Source organism: Brevibacillus laterosporus LMG 15441 (genome assembly GCF_000219535.2).
In the GTDB taxonomy this organism is placed as follows: Bacteria; Bacillota; Bacilli; order Brevibacillales; family Brevibacillaceae; genus Brevibacillus_B; species Brevibacillus_B halotolerans.
Genome location: NZ_CP007806.1, coordinates 4,858,327 through 4,877,066, shown reverse-complemented (window position 1 = coordinate 4,877,066; position 18,740 = coordinate 4,858,327). Strand labels below are relative to the sequence as shown.

At 42.9% G+C, this 18,740-nt stretch carries 21 protein-coding genes; all 21 read left to right on the top strand.

The features are described 5' to 3' along the window. The first annotated feature begins 114 nt into the window (after window positions 1–114). The 21 genes from BRLA_RS21570 to upp all read left to right on the top strand — a co-directional run bounded on the left by BRLA_RS21570 (window position 115) and on the right by upp (window position 18,738). Window positions 115–480, top strand: a complete 366-nt coding sequence (locus BRLA_RS21570; RefSeq protein WP_003334216.1) for a response regulator — start codon at window positions 115–117, stop codon at window positions 478–480. A 98-nt stretch (window positions 481–578) separates the two neighbouring features. Next, complete coding sequence (fba, locus tag BRLA_RS21565) at window positions 579–1,433, top strand: class II fructose-1,6-bisphosphate aldolase (protein ID WP_003334217.1); 855 nt, start codon at window positions 579–581, stop codon at window positions 1,431–1,433. 15 nt (window positions 1,434–1,448) lie between these two features. Continuing rightward, window positions 1,449–2,093, top strand: a complete 645-nt coding sequence (gene fsa, locus BRLA_RS21560; protein WP_003334218.1) for a fructose-6-phosphate aldolase — start codon at window positions 1,449–1,451, stop codon at window positions 2,091–2,093. Window positions 2,094–2,296: 203 nt separating this feature from the next. Further along, window positions 2,297–3,568: a UDP-N-acetylglucosamine 1-carboxyvinyltransferase gene (locus tag BRLA_RS21555; protein ID WP_003334219.1), complete on the top strand. Its 1,272-nt coding sequence runs from the start codon at window positions 2,297–2,299 to the stop codon at window positions 3,566–3,568. Between the two features lie 14 nt (window positions 3,569–3,582). Continuing rightward, window positions 3,583–4,545 carry a class II fructose-bisphosphatase gene (gene glpX / locus BRLA_RS21550; protein ID WP_003334220.1) on the top strand — a complete coding sequence of 321 codons (963 nt, stop codon included), beginning with the start codon at window positions 3,583–3,585 and terminating at the stop codon, window positions 4,543–4,545. Window positions 4,546–4,599: 54 nt separating this feature from the next. After that, window positions 4,600–5,892: a transcription termination factor Rho gene (gene rho / locus BRLA_RS21545; RefSeq protein ID WP_003334221.1), complete on the top strand. Its 1,293-nt coding sequence runs from the start codon at window positions 4,600–4,602 to the stop codon at window positions 5,890–5,892. A gap of 66 nt (window positions 5,893–5,958) precedes the next feature. Then, the gene (locus BRLA_RS21540) at window positions 5,959–6,867 is read left to right on the top strand and encodes a M23 family metallopeptidase (protein WP_003334222.1); all 909 of its coding nucleotides are present in this window, start codon (window positions 5,959–5,961) and stop codon (window positions 6,865–6,867) included. A 71-nt stretch (window positions 6,868–6,938) separates the two neighbouring features. Beyond that, window positions 6,939–8,198, top strand: coding sequence for a radical SAM family protein (locus BRLA_RS21535; RefSeq protein WP_003334223.1), 1,260 nt, complete (start codon window positions 6,939–6,941; stop codon window positions 8,196–8,198). Window positions 8,199–8,326: 128 nt separating this feature from the next. Then, a complete protein-coding gene (rpmE, locus tag BRLA_RS21530; protein ID WP_003334225.1) occupies window positions 8,327–8,527 on the top strand; it encodes a 50S ribosomal protein L31 in 201 nt (66 codons plus the stop codon). Window positions 8,528–8,742: 215 nt separating this feature from the next. Beyond that, window positions 8,743–9,351 (top strand): thymidine kinase, encoded by a 609-nt coding sequence (locus BRLA_RS21525; RefSeq protein ID WP_003334226.1) that lies wholly within the window; start codon window positions 8,743–8,745, stop codon window positions 9,349–9,351. Window positions 9,352–9,438: 87 nt separating this feature from the next. Continuing rightward, complete coding sequence (locus BRLA_RS21520) at window positions 9,439–9,885, top strand: ATP-binding cassette domain-containing protein (protein WP_003334227.1); 447 nt, start codon at window positions 9,439–9,441, stop codon at window positions 9,883–9,885. 175 nt (window positions 9,886–10,060) lie between these two features. Beyond that, window positions 10,061–11,134, top strand: coding sequence for a peptide chain release factor 1 (prfA, locus tag BRLA_RS21515; protein ID WP_003334228.1), 1,074 nt, complete (start codon window positions 10,061–10,063; stop codon window positions 11,132–11,134). Beyond that, a complete protein-coding gene (prmC, locus tag BRLA_RS21510; protein ID WP_003334229.1) occupies window positions 11,121–12,020 on the top strand; it encodes a peptide chain release factor N(5)-glutamine methyltransferase in 900 nt (299 codons plus the stop codon). The genes prfA and prmC overlap by 14 nt, the downstream gene beginning before the upstream one ends. Window positions 12,021–12,106: 86 nt before the next feature. After that, entirely contained in the window at window positions 12,107–12,874 is a 768-nt protein-coding gene (spoIIR, locus tag BRLA_RS21505) for a stage II sporulation protein R (RefSeq protein ID WP_003334230.1), read from the top strand. A 197-nt stretch (window positions 12,875–13,071) separates the two neighbouring features. Then, window positions 13,072–14,139 (top strand): L-threonylcarbamoyladenylate synthase, encoded by a 1,068-nt coding sequence (locus BRLA_RS21500; protein WP_187349302.1) that lies wholly within the window; start codon window positions 13,072–13,074, stop codon window positions 14,137–14,139. 82 nt (window positions 14,140–14,221) lie between these two features. Further along, window positions 14,222–14,782, top strand: a complete 561-nt coding sequence (locus tag BRLA_RS21495; RefSeq protein ID WP_003334233.1) for a manganese efflux pump MntP — start codon at window positions 14,222–14,224, stop codon at window positions 14,780–14,782. Window positions 14,783–14,811: 29 nt separating this feature from the next. Beyond that, window positions 14,812–15,291 (top strand): low molecular weight protein arginine phosphatase, encoded by a 480-nt coding sequence (locus BRLA_RS21490; protein ID WP_003334234.1) that lies wholly within the window; start codon window positions 14,812–14,814, stop codon window positions 15,289–15,291. A 183-nt stretch (window positions 15,292–15,474) separates the two neighbouring features. Next, window positions 15,475–15,930: a ribose 5-phosphate isomerase B gene (rpiB, locus tag BRLA_RS21485; protein ID WP_003334235.1), complete on the top strand. Its 456-nt coding sequence runs from the start codon at window positions 15,475–15,477 to the stop codon at window positions 15,928–15,930. A 1-nt stretch (window position 15,931) separates the two neighbouring features. Then, window positions 15,932–16,498 carry a TIGR01440 family protein gene (locus tag BRLA_RS21480; RefSeq protein WP_003334236.1) on the top strand — a complete coding sequence of 189 codons (567 nt, stop codon included), beginning with the start codon at window positions 15,932–15,934 and terminating at the stop codon, window positions 16,496–16,498. 69 nt (window positions 16,499–16,567) lie between these two features. Continuing rightward, the gene (glyA, locus tag BRLA_RS21475) at window positions 16,568–17,821 is read left to right on the top strand and encodes a serine hydroxymethyltransferase (protein WP_003334237.1); all 1,254 of its coding nucleotides are present in this window, start codon (window positions 16,568–16,570) and stop codon (window positions 17,819–17,821) included. 287 nt (window positions 17,822–18,108) lie between these two features. Next, window positions 18,109–18,738 (top strand): uracil phosphoribosyltransferase, encoded by a 630-nt coding sequence (upp, locus tag BRLA_RS21470; protein ID WP_003334238.1) that lies wholly within the window; start codon window positions 18,109–18,111, stop codon window positions 18,736–18,738. Window positions 18,739–18,740 lie beyond the last annotated feature (2 nt).

Below are 18,740 nucleotides of genomic sequence, written 5' to 3'. Positions count from 1 at the left end.
TAATTTAAAACCTTGCTACAAGCTACTGGAAAAATAAAGATGGAATGTGGCAGGATTTCCGATCTGCAAGGCGTATTTTAGTAATTACAAGCAAAGGAACGAGGGGGAAGTAATATGCAGGACAAGAAGGTACTAGTCGTGGATGACCAGTACGGCATCCGCATCCTACTGTATGAGGTATTGGGTAAGGAAGGATACTGCACTTTCCAGGCGGCTAACGGCAAGCAAGCACTCGAAATCGTCGAAAATGAGTCTCCAGATCTCGTTATTTTAGATATGAAGATTCCCGGAATGGACGGTATAGAAATTTTAAAACACATTAAAAAGATAAACAAAGATATTAAAGTCATCATGATGACCGCGTATGGAGAATTAGATATGATCAAGGAAGCTACACAACTGGGAGCGCTTACTCATTTTACCAAACCTTTTGATATTGATGAGTTACGCTGTGTAGTCAATCAACAATTAGTCAGTTAGTCACAAGTTCTCTGTTAATAAAGGCGTCGTTGTGGTATAATAACCCCGTATTGCAAGTAGTGAAATACAGAGAGTTAGGATTAGGAGGACATACCGAAATGCAATTAGTACCTATGACCGCCTTTATTGAGGACGCAAAGAAAAATAAGTATGCTGTTGGACAATTCAATTTGAACAACCTAGAATTTACGCAGGCAATTACCGAAGCAGCAAAAGAGGAGAAATCCCCTGTAATTTTCGGAGTTTCAGAAGGTGCTATGCGTTATATGGGTATTGAGTATACAGTAGCAATGGCTAAAGCCGCTGCTAAAACTGCTGGCGTACCAATTGCGCTACACTTGGATCATGGTAGCAACTTTGATGTTGTTATGAAATGTATCCAAGCTGGATTCTCTTCTGTTATGTTCGATGGTTCCCACCATTCCTTCGAAGATAACATCCGTTTGACTAAACAAGTTGTAGAAGCTGCCCACGCTGTAGGCGTATCTGTTGAGGGTGAGCTAGGTACAATTGGCGGAGTAGAAGACGATCTACAAGTAGCTGAAGAAGATGCTAGCTTGGCAAAACCAGAAGAAGCAATTCGTTTCTGGGAAGAGACTAAAGTTGACTACCTAGCTATTGCTGTAGGTACTGCTCATGGTATGTACAAAGGTGAACCAAAAATCCATTTCGATATTATCGAAGAAGTAGTGAAAAACATTGGTGCTCCAATTGTATTGCACGGTGGATCTGGTGTACCAGACGAAGCGATCCGTCAAGCTATCTTGAGCGGTGCTGGTAAAATCAACGTAAACACTGAAAACCAAGTGGCTTGCACAGCTGCAATTCGTAAAGTGCTAGCTGAAAAACCTAACGAAATCGATCCTCGTAAATACATGGGTCCTGCTCGTGAGGCAATCAAGCAAACTGTTATCGAGAAAATTCGTTTGTTCGGAAGTAATAACCGCGTCTAATTCAGGAGGGTACCCATGCGTTTCTTCATAGACACAGCGAATGTTGATGAAATTCGAGAGATTCATGAGTGGGGAGTCGTATCCGGCGTAACCACCAATCCGTCTCTAGTAGCTAAAGAAGGCCGCGATTTCATCGAAACATTAAAAGAGATTCTTGATATTGTAGATGGTCCTATCAGTGCAGAGGTTATTAGCATTGATGCAAAAGGTATGATCGAAGAAGGGGAAAAGCTGGCTAGTCTATCAAAAAACATCGTCATTAAGGTGCCGATGACAGAAGAAGGACTTAAAGCTGTAAAGATTTTCTCAAAACGCAAAATTAAAACCAATGTAACATTAGTTTTTAACGCGAACCAAGCATTGATGGCTGCAAGAGCAGGAGCTACTTATGTGTCTCCGTTCCTTGGCAGACTGGATGATATTGGTTACGACGGCATGCAACTCATCGCAGACATCACAGAAATCTTTGCTGTCCATGACATAGAAACGGAAATTATTGCAGCAAGTATTCGTCACCCTCTACATGTGACGGAGGCTGCAAAGCTTGGGGCGGATATTGCCACCATTCCTCATAAAGTATTTAAACAACTCTTGCAGCATCCCTTAACAAGCAGCGGAATTGAGAAATTCCTTGCCGATTGGGAAAGTATGCAAAAGTAACTAAACCGAAGAGCACCTTTTCCAGTGGAGAAGGTGCTTCTTTACCGTAATGACCTCTTTCATCCTCGTTTTCTCTTTTTGCCCATTAAATTTTAATAATCATAAGGTTGATTACAGACTGTAAAGCATGAAAGACTAGACTAACTGCAATAGAGGGTATATTCTGAATAGGTGCAAGAACATCATTTAGGGAGATTAAATGTATGGATAAATTGCTAATACAGGGTGGAGTCCCACTGTGTGGAAAAGTAGGGATTAGCGGTGCGAAGAATAGTGCTGTGGCATTAATTCCGGCTGCGATTCTCGCTGATGGACCAGTTGTCATTGAGAATTTACCGCATATTGAGGATGTGGAAGTATATGTAGAGCTCCTCCGGGAGATGGGCGCAGATGTTTTGTTTGAGGACGATTGGATAGAAATTGATGGACGTCCTATTAGAGAAACATTCATGCCTAATGGTAAGGTAAAAAAATTACGTGCTTCCTATTACTTATGGGGCGCACTACTAGGCAAGTTTAAGGAAGCCCAAATTGGATTGCCTGGTGGCTGTGATTTAGGACCAAGACCGGTTGATTTGCATATAAAAGGCTTTGAAGCCCTTGGTGCAGTTGTTGAAAATCGAAAAGGTGTTATGATTATTCGTGCGGAGAGGTTGAAGGGCGCACGTATTTATATGGATGTAGTAAGTGTAGGCGCTACCATTAATATCATGCTGGCAGCGGTTTATGCGGAAGGAATCACAACAATTGAAAACGCTGCACATGAGCCAGAGATCGTGGATGTCGCCACATTGTTAAACAATATGGGTGCTAAGATTTCTGGCGCGGGAACAGATGTAATTCGTATTCAAGGTGTAGACAAATTGCGCGGTTGCCGACATACTATAATACCAGACCGTATCGAAGCAGGAACATATATGATTGCTGCTGCTGCAACCGGTGGAGATGTGACGTTAGAAAATGTTATATCGAAGCATATGGAGCCCGTTACAGCCAAGCTTCGTGAAATAGGAGTGGAAATAATCGAAGGTGACGATACAATCCGGGTTATCGGACATAAAAACTATCGTGCAGTCGACATTAAAACTAGTCCATATCCTGGATTTCCTACTGACTTACAACAACCTATGACCACACTGTTAACACAATCAAAAGGAACAAGTATTGTCACTGATAATATATATAGTGCTAGGTTCCGTCATGCCGATGAATTAAGACGTATGGGAGCAACGCTAAAGATTGAAGGGCGATCCGCTGTTCTGGAGGGACCTTCTACATTACTGGGGGCAAAAGTAGTAGCTTCTGATTTGCGCGCAGGAGCCGCTTTAGTGATAGCAGGCTTACTTGCACAAGGAACGACAGAAGTTGAGGGACTTGAACATATTGATAGAGGTTATGAAAATCTGGTACAGAAACTTCAAAATCTTGGCGCCAGAGTTACGCGAGAAAAGCTGTATAAAGCCGAACAAAAATGAGGAGGACAATCGAGATGGAGCGCAGTCTCACACTTGAATTGGTTCGTGTAACGGAAGCGGCGGCCTTGGCTTCCGCAAGATGGATGGGGACAGGTAAAAAGGATGAAGCAGATGGGGCAGCAACACAAGCGATGCGATCTGAATTTGAGAATATACCTATGGATGGTGTTGTAGTAATTGGGGAAGGCGAAATGGATGAAGCGCCTATGCTCTACATTGGTGAGAGATTAGGGCAGGGTGTGGCGCCTTTCGTAGATGTTGCAGTCGATCCGCTTGAGGGGACGAACATTGTAGCTAAAGGTACATGGAATGCTATCTCTGTCATTGCGATTGCCGATAGAGGGAATTTGTTGCATGCGCCTGACATGTACATGGAAAAAATTGCAGTAGGCCCCAATGCGGTAGGGAAAGTAGACATTGATGCGCCAATACGTGATAATTTAAAAGCTGTTGCTCTAGCAAATGGAAAAGATATGAGCGATTTAGTCGCCTGTGTGCTGGATAGGGATCGGCATAGTCGCATTATTGAAGAGATTCGTGCAGCCGGAGCCCGTATAAAATTAATTCCAGATGGAGACGTAGCGGCAGCAATTAATACTGCCTTTCCTGATACAGGTGTGGATATTCTATTTGGATCAGGTGGAGCTCCTGAAGGGGTTTTAGCAGCCGTAGCTCTAAAGTGTTTAGGTGGAGAAATTCAGGGCAAATTATTGCCTCAAAATGATGAAGAACTGCAACGATGTTTGAAGATGGGTCTGACCAACCCACACCAGGTTTTGCATATGGATCAGTTGGTTAAAGGAGACGATGCCATTTTTGCAGCTACGGGTGTTACGGATGGAGAATTGCTGAAAGGCGTTCGTTTTCAGGGAACGAGAGCGACAACACATTCTGTGGTAATGAGGGCCAAAACAGGAACGATTCGTTTCATTGAAGGTAACCACCGCTTAGAAAAGAAACCTGGGTTAGTATTATAGGTAATTTTTAGGAAATAATAATAGTAGAAAGTGCAAAGAGTGGTGGAATAATACGTGCTTTTATCAGAATTAGAAGAAAAGAAATTAACCGATTTGTATAAGTTGGCAAAAGACTTTCAAATTCCTTATTACTCACAACTTAAGAAGAAAGAACTAATTTTTGCCATATTACGAGCTCAGGCTGAGCGAGATGGACTTATGTTTATGGAAGGCGTGTTGGAAATTTTACCGGAAGGGTTTGGTTTCCTTCGCCCTATCAATTATTTACCTAGCCCCGAAGATATTTATATTTCCCAGTCCCAAATTCGACGTTTTGATCTAAGGAATGGAGATTTAGTATCAGGAAAAGCGAGAGCGCCGAAGGAAACAGAGCGTTACTTCGGATTATTGCAAGTAGAAGCTGTTAACGGTCAGGACCCTGAGATGGCATCCGAAAGACTACATTTCCCCGCCTTAACACCGCTGTATCCTCAAGAAAAACTTGCGTTGGAAACGTCACCTACTAAGCTTTCTGTTCGGTTGATGGATATGATAGCACCTGTTGGCCTTGGACAGCGCGGATTGATTGTAGCGCCTCCTAAGGCTGGTAAAACTATGCTACTAAAAGAAATCGCCAATAGCATTTCTGCTAATAATCCAGATATTCATCTATTTGTTTTGCTTATTGATGAGCGTCCAGAGGAAGTAACAGATATGCAACGCTCTGTTAAAGGCGAGGTTATTGCTTCTACCTTTGACGAGGTGCCGGAGAACCACATTAAAGTTGCAGAGTTGGTTTTGGAACGAGCAAAACGCTTAGTAGAACATAAGAAGGATGTTGTCATTCTCTTAGATTCCATTACCCGTTTGGCCCGTGCTTATAATCTGGTTATTCCGCCAAGTGGTCGTACGCTGTCAGGGGGTATTGATCCTGCTGCCTTCCATCGTCCGAAAAGATTCTTTGGTTCCGCTCGAAATGTTGAAGAGGGTGGTAGCTTAACTATTTTGGCTACGGCTTTGGTTGAGACGGGATCTCGTATGGACGATGTTATTTATGAAGAATTTAAAGGGACAGGCAATATGGAGCTACATTTGGATCGTAAATTGGCAGAGCGCCGGATATTCCCAGCTATCGATATTAGACGATCTGGTACACGCCGAGAGGAAATGCTTTTGTCCAAAGAAGAATTGGATAAGTTGTGGGTAATTCGTAAGAACATGAACGAAAGTCATGATTTTGTGGAAACGTTCTTGAAAAAATTAGGTGATTCTAAAACCAACGAGGAATTCTTGCAAGGTCTTGATAGCATCAACCCTGCAAAGACATCAAAGGGAAAAACATATACAACATCGACGACGGCGGGTTAATCCCCCGTCATTTTTTTTAGATTGGCGCATAGGATAGTCATATGCACATGAGGGGAGGTTACCCGGATGGATGCCAATCACCCAACACTTATGACGGAGTGGAAAAGTAGTGGAGAAGCAAAACAGGCTGTCGTGGAGCAGGCCTTGTTTGAGGTGTTTAATCCGTACTCGTCAATTGATATCAATCATAAAGTATCCAAAAGCAAGCGTGCTATCGCTTCGTACACCGTTCAAAAAGGGGACACGCTCTCACGTATATCAGAACAATTTGGGATTACGTTACAACAATTGATCCAGGATAATAAACTGAGGAATCCTAATATGGTGGGAATTGGGATGAAGCTAGTGATCAATACCAAAGAGATGACCCACACGGTAGAGGCTGGAGAGTCGTTAGAGCTCATTGCCCGCAGATATCAGGTATCCAAAGATGAAATTATAAATCACAATCGCTTGCTCAAGGCAATTCCAGATTGTCTGTATCAGGGACAACGCTTAACGATCCCAGTAGAAGCTAGTGGATCTGCATTAGCAGGAACTGTTGATATGCGAAGACAAATGGCACAGGTAGCTAGTAGAAGCGTAAATCTAAACCGTGTAATGGAGTGGCCAATTCCAGCACCGACTGTAACAAGCGATTTTGGATCACGATGGGGCAAAATGCATAAAGGTGTTGATTTATGGAATGAACGGCGAGGCAATACACCTATTATGGCAGCAAAAGAGGGATTCGTAGCAGAGGCTGGGGCAATTCGTAGCGGATACGGACGAATGGTAGTGTTGGATCATGGGAATGGACTGCAAACCTTTTATGCGCACATGCGCAAGATTAATGTTGTAGCCGGGCAGTATGTGCATCAAGGTGATGTGCTTGGCTTTATGGGCAAAACAGGAGATTCTACTGACTACCATCTTCATTTTGAAGTAAGACAGGACGACATTCCGCTTAATCCCATGCGCTATTTACGGAAGTAGTCTCCACGTTTACAATGCTCTCTCAATACGCTACAATTGTCTCCAGCAGAAAAGAGAGGCGGATGTAATTCATGTATTTGGTGTATGCGGATAAAAAAGGCCAGGTGTATGACCATCAAGCTGTTCTGGCGATTGCCAGAAACGGTGACATCCTGACGGAAATCCTTGAGGAAGAATTGATTCCTCTGCCAGAGGGCTCAACATTGGTTAGTTTGCCAGAAACGGTTCCAGTGGGTATGGATGAGGACACGGGTGAAATGATTAAGCTGGATGGTTATACTGCGGTAGGAGCGTTGATCCCGCAAGGTTTTACACGCTTATTACTTCCTGGTTACATCAAAACGAACAAAGAGAGTAAGTTTCCTCTATTTGGTTACACGGCGGTCGTATGGAAAGATGATGCTTTTTGGGTGGCTGCCCGAAAAAGTGATGAACCACATAATTGGAACCCAGATCATTTTCCGATGGAAGAGCTACGCGGTAAAGTGGATGCTACTCTGAAGCAATTTCCGGAAAATAGAATTTTACAGCACTTATCTCACTGTGCTCTAGAATATGAGTGTTTGACTGCGTCCAACAACTTTTTCCATCGTTGGGAAGGCAGCTTACCCGTATCTAAAACCTGTAATGCTGGTTGCTACGGCTGTATTTCGGAGCAACCTGATGACAGTGGCTTCCCTTCTCCTCAGACCCGTATGAATTTCAGGCCAACGGAGGACGAGCTAGTAGAGGTAATGCTGCATCACCTGCAAACCCCAGACAGCATCATTAGTTTTGGACAAGGGTGCGAAGGGGAGCCCTCTACTATGGCGTCGATTATTATTCCGGCAATGCGACGCGTTCGTGAGCGTACGAACATGGGCTACATCAATATTAATACAAATGCTGGATTAACCGATCATATTAGAGGAATTGTTGATGCAGGTCTTGATCTTATGCGAATTAGTACCATCAGTGCAATTGAGGAGCATTACAACGCTTATTACCGACCGCGTGGCTACTCGCTTGAAAATATAGCACGCTCTGCTGAGTACGCAGCAAGCCAAGGTGTATACACATCCATTAACTATCTGTGCTTCCCAGGTGTATTTGATAGGGAAGAAGAGATGGAAGCAATGATCGAATTTATCAAGCGAACAGGTATTAAGTTAATTCAATTGCGTAATCTAAATATTGATCCAGAAAGCTATTTAGCTATGATTCCAAAAGCCCAAGGGGAAATATTTGGTATGAAGCAGGCGATTGAAATCTATCAGCAGGAATTACCTGATGTGGTGATTGGATCATTTACGCATGTCCCGCCTGAGAACCAGCGCAGGCAGAAAAAGTAGGAATTAGACTTTTCCTTCCAATCAAGTTAGGATGGTTGCAATAGAAACATAGACGTGATACTATTCACTTATGTGTTTATATAACTCTGATTCGGCAAACGATTCAGGGCGGAAAGAGGTGCATAGAGATGAAACCAGGTATTCATCCAAACTACAAAATGGTTAAAGTAACTTGCGCATGTGGCAATGAGTTCGAATCCGGCTCTGTAAAAGATGTCCTTCGCGTAGAAGTTTGCTCCGCTTGCCATCCGTTTTACACTGGTAAACAAAAGTTTATCGATGCTGGCGGCCGTGTAGATCGTTTCAAACGCAAATACAATCTTTCCTAATTATAGGAAAAAGGCAAAGACCAGGTGGAAAGTATTCTACCTGGTCTTGTTGTTGTTATCGAGCTTTTATTCACGAGAGGAGCTTGTGTGACTTTCGAGGTTGATTTTAATATATTGGGTGACTCTCCATTGGCGTTCCTCCCATAAAGTGATATGATGTTACAGTTGCTTGGAACGGAAGTAAAAAAAGAATGGCGACAGAGGGAGAATGCGGAGTGGCTCAATTGTATTTTCGATATGGTGCAATGAACGCATCCAAATCTATTCAATTGCTTACAGTAGCACATAACTATGAACAATCCGGCAAGAAGGTAATGGTATTCACGCCGGAAATTGATGACCGTTATGGTATAGGGATGGTAGCGTCCAGAGTCGGGATTTCACGAGAGGCATTTCCGATTCAGAATACCACTGATCTGTATCGGGTTGTGAAGGACGAGCAAGAGAAGCCTCACTGTGTGCTAGTAGACGAGGGGCAGTTTTTAGCGGAAGAACACGTTAGACAGCTTGCGAGAATTGTGGATGAATTAAATATCCCTGTAATCGTGTATGGACTGCTAAAAGACTTTAAAAATCAATTATTTGCTGGTAGTCAGGCTTTGCTCTGTGAAGCCGATAAGATTGAGGAAATTAAAACGGTCTGTGTTTTCTGTAATAAAAAGGCGACACATATTTTGAAATTCCAGCAAGGTAAACCAGTATACACAGGGGAAACCATTCAAATAGGTGGAGAGGAAACCTATAGTAGCGTCTGCCGTAGACACTACTATCAGCCGCCTGGAATTCCTAAAACCTTGTCTGTTGACTCCGATAATGGTAAGTAACAATAAATGATAGGAGAGCTATCTCTTTTTTTGCATGGGTGTGAGAGTGCTTGCACACACTAGGCAAAGCGGGAGGTGGCTTTTTTGATGCAAAACAACAAAAATGGGACGAGCCTATTCTTAAGTAAAATCTTACTTACTGTCACTTTAGGGATGATAATAGGCGGGTGTGCTTCAAGTACTCAGCCTAAGGTACAGCAGCAGGAACAAAAGCAAGCGATTCATCAAGCGATGCGACAGCAGCAGAAGCTGCAGCGCGTTCCCAAGGAGCAAAAGCCTTATAAGGCTATGGGCGAACAAAAGGCAACTCCTCAGTTGCTTAAGGAAATGGAACAAGAAGCGAAGAAGGTTCAAGGTGTAGAAAATGCGCGTGTCTCGATCCGCGAAAAAGACGTGTATGTCACGCTTGATCTTAAGCCGAAAGTAACAGCAGCAGAAGCTCGAAAGATTGAGCATCATGTCATAGATGCCCTTCATAAAAAGAGCAAACGCTACGATTTTCATGTCACTTCCTACGATGGGCATCATTCATAGGAAAGGGGAAAAACTCGGTATGTAAGCCGAGTTTTTCTTTCTGTGATGCATATAATGGATAGGTAAATCCTTTGACTTTCAAAGCGAAATCTACTATACTTTTGATGTTATGCATTGATTTATAGCTTATATACAAAAAGCTTACAGGAAATTGGGAAAAATGGGGTGAGAAGCTATGTTTAAACGCCTATCTGCTGTTGAAGAGCGTTACGAAGAAGTTACAAACCTTTTGTGTGACCCCGACGTAATTAGTGATACAAAAAAGCTACGTGAACTCTCCAAAGAACAATCCTCTTTGGAAGATATGGTCACCGCGTACCGTGAATATAAATCTGTTCTTACTCAACTTGACGATTCTAAGGCTATGTTTGAAGAGAAATTGGACGATGAGATGCGTGAAATGGTTAAAATGGAAATCGCTGAGCTGTCCAAAAGTAAGGAAGAGCTGGAGAATCGTCTGAAAATCTTACTACTGCCAAAAGACCCGAATGATGATAAAAACGTTATCGTTGAAATTCGTGGTGCGGCAGGTGGAGATGAAGCGGCTTTATTTGCTTCAAGCTTATACCGAATGTACACTCGTTTTGCAGAGCGTCATGGCTTTAAAATTGACGTGATGGAAGCGAATGAAACTGATATTGGTGGCTTTAAAGAAATCGTGTTTGCTGTAAACGGTAGAGGTGCTTACAGCAAGCTTAAATTTGAGAGCGGCGCACATCGTGTACAACGCATACCGTCTACAGAGTCTGGCGGTCGTATTCATACGTCCACAGCTACCGTTCTGGTATTACCTGAGGTTGAAGAAGTAGACGTAGAAATTAGTGATAAAGATATCCGTATTGACACGTTCTGTTCTAGCGGTGCGGGTGGACAGTCTGTTAATACTACCAAGTCAGCGGTGCGTGTTACTCACTTACCGACTGGTATCATGGTATCTTGTCAGGATGAGAAGTCTCAGCATTCCAATAAGGACAAAGCATTAAAAATTCTCCGTGCTCGTTTGTCTGATTTCTACCGTCAACAAGCGAACGCTGAAATTGATGCGAACCGTAAATCCTTAGTAGGTACTGGTGACCGCAGTGAGCGTATTCGTACCTATAACTTCCCGCAAAGTCGCGTAACGGATCACCGCATTGGTTTGACGCTTCATCGTCTGGAAGGTATCCTCGATGGAGATATGGATGAAATTATTGATAATCTCATTATGCACGAGCAAACGGAGCTAATGAAAAACGATGCCAGCGCATAAGATGGATTCGATAAATAATGTAAGAGAAGCCCTGCTTTGGGCTTCTTCCTTTTTAGAAGAAGCCGGAACAAAGGACCCGCGGTTTGAAGCTGAATTAATGATTCGTCATGTACTCAAGATGAATCGGGCGAGCTTCTTAGCATCTATGCCTGATCCGATTAAAGAGGAAGAGATAGCTTCTATTCGAATGTTACTTAAGCGAAGAGCTGCTCATGAACCGATTCAGTACATCTTGGGGGAACAAAATTTTTATGGACGTGATTTTATTGTAGCTCCAGGTGTATTGATTCCGCGTCCAGAAACAGAATTGTTAATAGAACAGGTTCTCTTGCATTCCCAACGAATTTGGAGTGCAGAACAGCCCTTATCTGTTGTAGATTTTGGGACGGGAAGTGGAGCAATTACGTTAACGCTGGCAGCGGAGAAGCCGAATTGGCAACTAACGACTGTGGATATTTCTTTGGATGCGATTGCGATTGCCAAGCAAAATGCTGAGCGATTAGATGTGGAAAAAAGAGTTCGTTTTATACAAGGGGATTTAGTTGAGCCAATCCTGGAAACAGGTGAGCGTGTGGATATCATCGTATCTAACCCGCCCTATATTCCAAGTACGGATGTAGACGAATTGGACAGGGAAGTTCTTGGCTATGAACCGCGTTTAGCTCTTGATGGTGGAGCGGACGGCTATATTTTCTATCGCAGAATATGTGAAGCATTACCGCAATTGCTGGCACCGACAGGACTGGTTGCTTTTGAAGTAGGGATATATCAGGCGAATACGGTAGCTCAACTGATGAAGGAATCAGGCGCCGTTGACGAAGTATTCATTTATCCTGATTTGGCAGGTATTGATCGGATAATTGTCGGCTATCGACTACACAATTAAAAATAGTTTATAGAACCGGGTTTATCATAGGCTCTTTGTGTCCATACTGTTTACTAGAGAAACAGTACATGAGGGGAGAGTTGGTTATGATGAAACGGTTCTTTTTTATCTTATTTGGCTTAATGATCGCGTTAATGAGCTGGGAAGGACAACTGGCATCGGCAAATATACATAACAATGGTCCGATTCCACAAGAATCTATTCGGCTGCGTATATTGGCAAATAGCGATTCCGTCGAGGATCAATGGCTAAAACGTGAAGTGCGTGATGCGATTATTGCTGAAATGAACAAATGGATAAAAGAGATTCATAGCTATGACCAAGCTCGTCTACTTGTAGCTGATCATATGAACAAGATTAAAAAAGTTGTGGATAAAACAATTGCTGATCGAGGCTATTCCTATCCGGCAGAAGTATATTTTGGCCGAGTTGAATTTCCTACCAAGCAATACGGTTCCTATATTTATCCTGCGGGTGATTATGAAGCTCTGCGTGTACGCATTGGGAAAGCAGAAGGACAAAATTGGTGGTGTGTCTTATTTCCTCCGCTATGCTTTATTGATTTATCGAATGGGGACGGAATTGCGAAAAGGGAAGAAACTGTGGATAACTTTTCAGGTGCTGTGGAAGAAGCGGTACAAGTGGAAGAATCTGAACACGATACAGTGGGAAATAAAGACTTGCAACTGCAATTTGATAAAGAATATTCTGATTATTACAACAAAAAAGATGCAGGTATTGGACAGAAGGAAATGACGGAGAATATTGATATACCAGCTATTTCACCTAATAAACAAGCTTCTAACGTCGAAGTGCGCTCCTTTCTATGGGACAAACTTCGCTCCTGGTTTTAAACCGGGAAATAACATTGCTCCCCCTCAAGCCTGTCTTATGCGGATAGGCTTTTTTTAATAGAAAAGTCACAAAAATCTATAGTTTTATCCACAGGTTACCCACAGCCTGTTGAAAACTTTTTTTGAAAAACATATACTATGGAAGCGAAGCGAGCACGAATAACGAATAAGAAAGGGTTTATCGGATGGAACAGAATATACTGACAAAGGTTTGGGTTGTGGATAAGAATGTGGAAGAACAAAAAAGTTGTGCACATCTTGTGGATGCAGCAAAACTTGTCGAATCAGGAGAGCTTGTTGCGTTTCCTACCGAAACGGTTTATGGGCTAGGGGCGAACGCTTTATCTGATGAGGCTGTGGAAAAAATCTTCGTTGCTAAGGGTAGACCGAGTGATAATCCACTGATCGTCCATATTGGTGAAAAATCACAACTAGACACTGTGGCCACTGACATCCCTGTAAAAGCAAGACAGTTGATGGAGGCATTTTGGCCAGGTCCACTTACAATGTTTCTACCCAAGAAAGCAGGAATCGCCTCCAAAGTAACGGCTGGATTATCTACAGTGGGAGTACGCATGCCTGATCATCCTGTTGCGTTGGAATTGATTAAACAGGCACACGTTCCAATAGCAGCACCAAGTGCAAACCGCTCTGGACGTCCAAGCCCTACTACAGCTCAGCATGTCCTAGAGGATTTAGCTGGAAGAATCTCAGGGATTGTAGACGGAGGAAGCACAGGTGTAGGTGTGGAATCTACGACAATAGACATGACAGTGGAACCGCCGATGATTCATCGACCAGGTGGTATTACTGTGGAGCAAATTGAGCGTGTAATCGGAGAGGTGGCAATTGATCCGGCTTTCTTAACGGAGGAAAAGGAACAACCAATCTCGCCTGGAATGAAATATAAGCATTATGCCCCTAAAGGAGATTTATGGTTAGTATCTGGTCAAGAGGATAAAGTAAGAGCAAAAATGCTGGAGCTTTTAACAGAAGCAAAAGAACAAGGATTAACAACAGGAGTAATGGTACCTAGAGAACATCTGAAGCACTGGGATAATCATGCTCTAGTAGATGTAACGCTTCAATGTGGTTCATTGGCATCATTGGAGGAAGTAGCTCAGGATTTGTATACGGACTTACGCCGATTTGATGAGGAGCAGATTCAGTTTATTTTAGCGGAAACGTATCCACGTGAGGGTCTTGGGCTCGCTGTAATGAATCGTTTAGAAAAAGCAGCATCTCATCGAATGATAAAGGCCTAAACATCTAAAGGAACAACCTGTTATAGAAAAAGAATGTTTACCCCCCTGTCCGCATAAGGTGAAAAAGACAGGGGGGAAGAGTGTGGACGCTACAGTATTTCTTTGGGGACAATTTCTAACATTACTACTAATTGCGATTGCGTTGGGGATGGATGCGTTCTCACTGGGTATTGGGCTTGGTATGGTAGGTCTACGGTTGCGCAAAATTGTGAACATCAGCATTATGATTGGGTGTTTTCATGTTGCTATGCCTCTATTAGGCATTGCAATCGGCTCCTATCTCTCTGATATAGTAGGAGATATCGCTATTTTCATTGGAGGCAGTATCTTGATTCTCCTTGGCGTTCATATGTTATGGAGCGTCTTTTTTGGAGAAAATGAGGGGAGTATAGTGAAAACATCAGGTCTTGGACTGATTTTATTTGCTATTAGTGTTAGTCTGGATGCCCTATCAGTTGGCTTCTCACTTGGTTTGATGACAGTGAACAAATGGCTGGCAGTTAGCATGTTTGGTATCGTTGGAGGGATGATGTCTTGTGCTGGGTTACTGCTGGGGAGAAGCGTTGGAGGCTGGATGGGTGAATATAGTGAAATTATTGGCGGTGTTATCCTGCTGATTTTTGGTTTAAAATTTATTTTGTAAGTAGTGTGGACAGAAAGGGGCACCAGAACATGCGAATTTTATTTGTTTGTACGGGCAATACTTGCAGAAGTCCCATGGCAGAAGTTCTTTTCCGTGAACAAGTAAAGGATTTACAAATGGAAATTGCCTCAGCGGGAGTTGCTGTGTTTGAGGGGCAGCCTGCTTCCTTGCATGCCCAACAGGTGCTAGGGGAAAAGGGACTAGCGCATGAGCATGCTTCGAAACAGATAACAAATGACCAAATAAATCAGGCTGACCTTATCATTACGATGACTCAAGGGCATAAAATAGCAATTTTGAGTCATTTTCCTGAAGCGACGGCAAAGGTATACTCATTAAAAGAGTATGCGTATGGAGAGCAAGGCGATATTACAGATCCTTACGGTGGAAGCTTAGAGATATATCGGGCTACAGCGCAGGAATTAGAAAAGGATCTACAAGCCGTGCGCGAAAAACTACTGAAGATCGTAAACGAAAAGAATAACGAGTATCGTCAGGATATGGAATGAGTGAAAAAGGTGCTGGAACATTCCCAGGACCTTATTTATTTAAAACACGAACGATTAATTTATTTTGTTGATTAATGTTTGTGTTTTGTTGGTAAAACAAGCTTTTCGTAGTTTCCATACTGTATTTCGTTAGGATAATCATGTATAATACATCATATGACGACAAAAGTGAGGGATTGCACAATGAAAGTAGCATTAGCAGCCGATCACGGCGGAGTACATCTAAAAGAAGAGATCAAAAAGCTTTTAACATCCATGCAGATTGCGTTCGAAGATTTTGGTTGTAATTGCGAGACCTCTGTTGATTACCCAGACTATGCCTTGCCTGTTGCGGAAAAAGTAGCTTCTGGAGAGTTTGACAGAGGTATTTTAGTATGTGGGACAGGTATTGGGATGTCCATTGCGGCTAATAAGGTACGTGGAATTCGTTGTGCATTAGTTCATGATACATTCTCTGCCAAAGCAACTCGTGAGCATAATGATACGAATATGCTAGCGATGGGAGAGCGAGTAATTGGACCTGGCCTAGCTCTTGATATTGTGAAAATTTGGCTAGGAACTGATTTTGAAGGTGGCCGTCATGAGAATCGCGTTAAGAAAGTGATGGATATTGAGGCCAAATATTCGGGAGTGAAGTAAAGTGGAAATTGCTCGTCTCAAGCAAGAGATCAGGGACTGTGTACTGGAATTAGGTAAGGTAGCAAAGCTGCGTGCTGACCAGCTTCTGGTGATCGGTTGCAGTACGAGCGAGGTGATTGGTCAGCATATTGGTAAAGCAGGTAGCCAAGAAGTAGCTGGCGCTATCTGGAAGGGGATTGAAGAAGCTCGGCAACAAACAGGCTTTCAGCTTGCTTTTCAATGCTGTGAGCATTTAAATCGTGCCCTTGTTGTAGAACGTTCTATTTTAAGACAATATGGACTTGAAGAAGTAAGTGTTATTCCGGTACCGCGTGCAGGAGGATCTATGGCAGCCTATGCCTATCAGCATATGCAAATGCCGGCTGTGGTAGAGCATATAAAAGCAGATGCTGGCCTTGATATTGGAGATACCTTTATCGGCATGCATCTAAAGCACGTGGTAGTTCCAGTTAGACTTAGTCGTAAACAAATAGGAGAGGCTCATCTTACAGCAGCCTATACACGACCAAAAATGATTGGCGGAGCACGAGCGGTTTATGAACGTATTGATCAATTAACTTGTACTTAGAGAAAAGCAACTTGGGTTGATATACAATGGTGAACGAAATAGAAGTGCAGATTACCAGGGAGGGATAAGATGATGTTCGATATCTTAAAAGAAAAAGATCCACAAATTACAGAAGCTATTCGTTTGGAATTAGGTCGCCAGCGTGACAAGATTGAGCTAATTGCATCAGAAAACTTTGTTAGTCGTACTGTAATGGAAGCGATGGGGACTGTACTTACTAACAAGTATGCGGAAGGTTATCCGGGTCGCCGCTATTACGGTGGTTGTGAATATGTGGATATTGCAGAAAACATCGCACGTGATCGCGTCAAGGAAATTTTCGGTGCAGAACATGCCAACGTACAGCCGCATTCTGGCGCTCAAGCTAACATGGCGGTTTACTTTACCATTCTACAGCCAGGAGATACTGTATTGGGCATGAACTTATCCCATGGCGGTCATTTAACCCATGGTAGTAGCGTTAACTTCTCAGGTACTCTCTATAATTTTGTTGAATATGGTGTGGATGAAGAGACGCATCTGATTAACTATGAGATCGTTCGAGAAAAAGCATTAGAACACAAACCAAAATTGATTGTAGCTGGTGCAAGTGCGTATCCGCGTGAGATTGATTTTGCTAAGTTCCGTGAAATTGCGGATGAGATTGGAGCTTATCTCATGGTTGATATGGCGCATATCGCTGGCCTTGTCGCAGCAGGCTTACATCAAAATCCAGTACCGCATGCTCATTTTGTTACATCCACTACACATAAAACATTACGCGGTCCGCGCGGTGGCTTAATTCTTTGCAAGGAAGAGTTTGCCAAAGCAATCGACAAATCTGTATTCCCAGGAATACAGGGTGGACCATTGATGCATGTCATTGCGGCAAAGGCGGTAGCCTTCGGTGAAGCGCTACAACCAGAATTCAAAGAATACTCCCAGCGTGTAGTCAACAATGCTCGTGCTTTTGCTGCGGCACTACAGGCGGAAGGATTACAGCTAGTGTCTGGTGGTACGGATAATCATCTGGTATTAGTAGACGTACGAAATCTAGAGCTTACAGGTAAGGTGGCAGAGCATCTTCTTGATGAAGTAGGTATTACGACAAACAAAAATACAATCCCATTTGATCCAGCTAGCCCGTTTGTAACAAGCGGTGTACGCATGGGTACGCCAGCGGTTACTAGTCGTGGATTTGATGAGGAGGCAATGAAGGAAGTAGCTGGCATCATTGCTTTGACCCTGAAGAATCCAGAGGATCAAGCTAAGCATGCAGAAGCTCGTGAACGTGTTGCCGCATTAAACAAGAAGTTCCCGCTGTATGAAGGATTGTCTATCTAATCTTTCAGAAACTATTTTTAAACAACCATAAATAATAAACAGGTCCACCTGCCTTACGAGGAGAGGGCCTGTTTTTCTGTGTGTTTCTTCCTATTTATATTTCAATATAGGCGGGGGAAAACTAGCGGGAGAAGCAAACGCACGACATTGATATCAGATATAAGTCAATATTTTCAGGCAAATTGACGTGATAGCTTTGCTCCTTTATGATAAGAAAAGCTTATTTCAAGGAGCCATGGGCTTCGTGTACATAATGGATTTGCTAATAATGAAACGGAGGTACCAACATGAGCCGTGTATATGTATTTGACCATCCTTTGATTCAGCATAAGTTGACGTTTATTCGTGATAAAAATACAGGAACAAAAGAATTTCGCGAGTTGGTAGATGAAGTAGCAACTCTTATGGCGTATGAGATTACCAGAGATATGCCTTTAGAAGAGGTAGAAATCCAAACACCAGTAGCAACTTGTAAATCCAATGTAATTGCAGGTAAAAAAGTAGGGCTAGTACCGATTTTGCGTGCTGGATTAGGCATGGTTGACGGTGTACTGAAATTAATTCCTGCTGCAAAAGTAGGGCATGTAGGGCTGTATCGTGATCCGGAAACATTGCAACCGGTAGAATACTATGTAAAATTACCATCCGATGTTGCTGAGCGTGAGTTGATTGTTATTGACCCTATGCTAGCAACAGGGGGTTCGGCAGTTGCTGCTATTGAAGCTCTGAAAAAACGTGGTGCTAAGAACCTTAAATTAATGTGTTTAATCGCTGCTCCCGAAGGAATTAAGGTCATCCAAGACGAACACCCAGATGTAGATATCTTCGTAGCGAAAGTAGATGAATATCTGGACGATCATGGCTATATTATTCCTGGACTAGGAGATGCCGGAGATCGTTTATACGGAACGAAATAGGG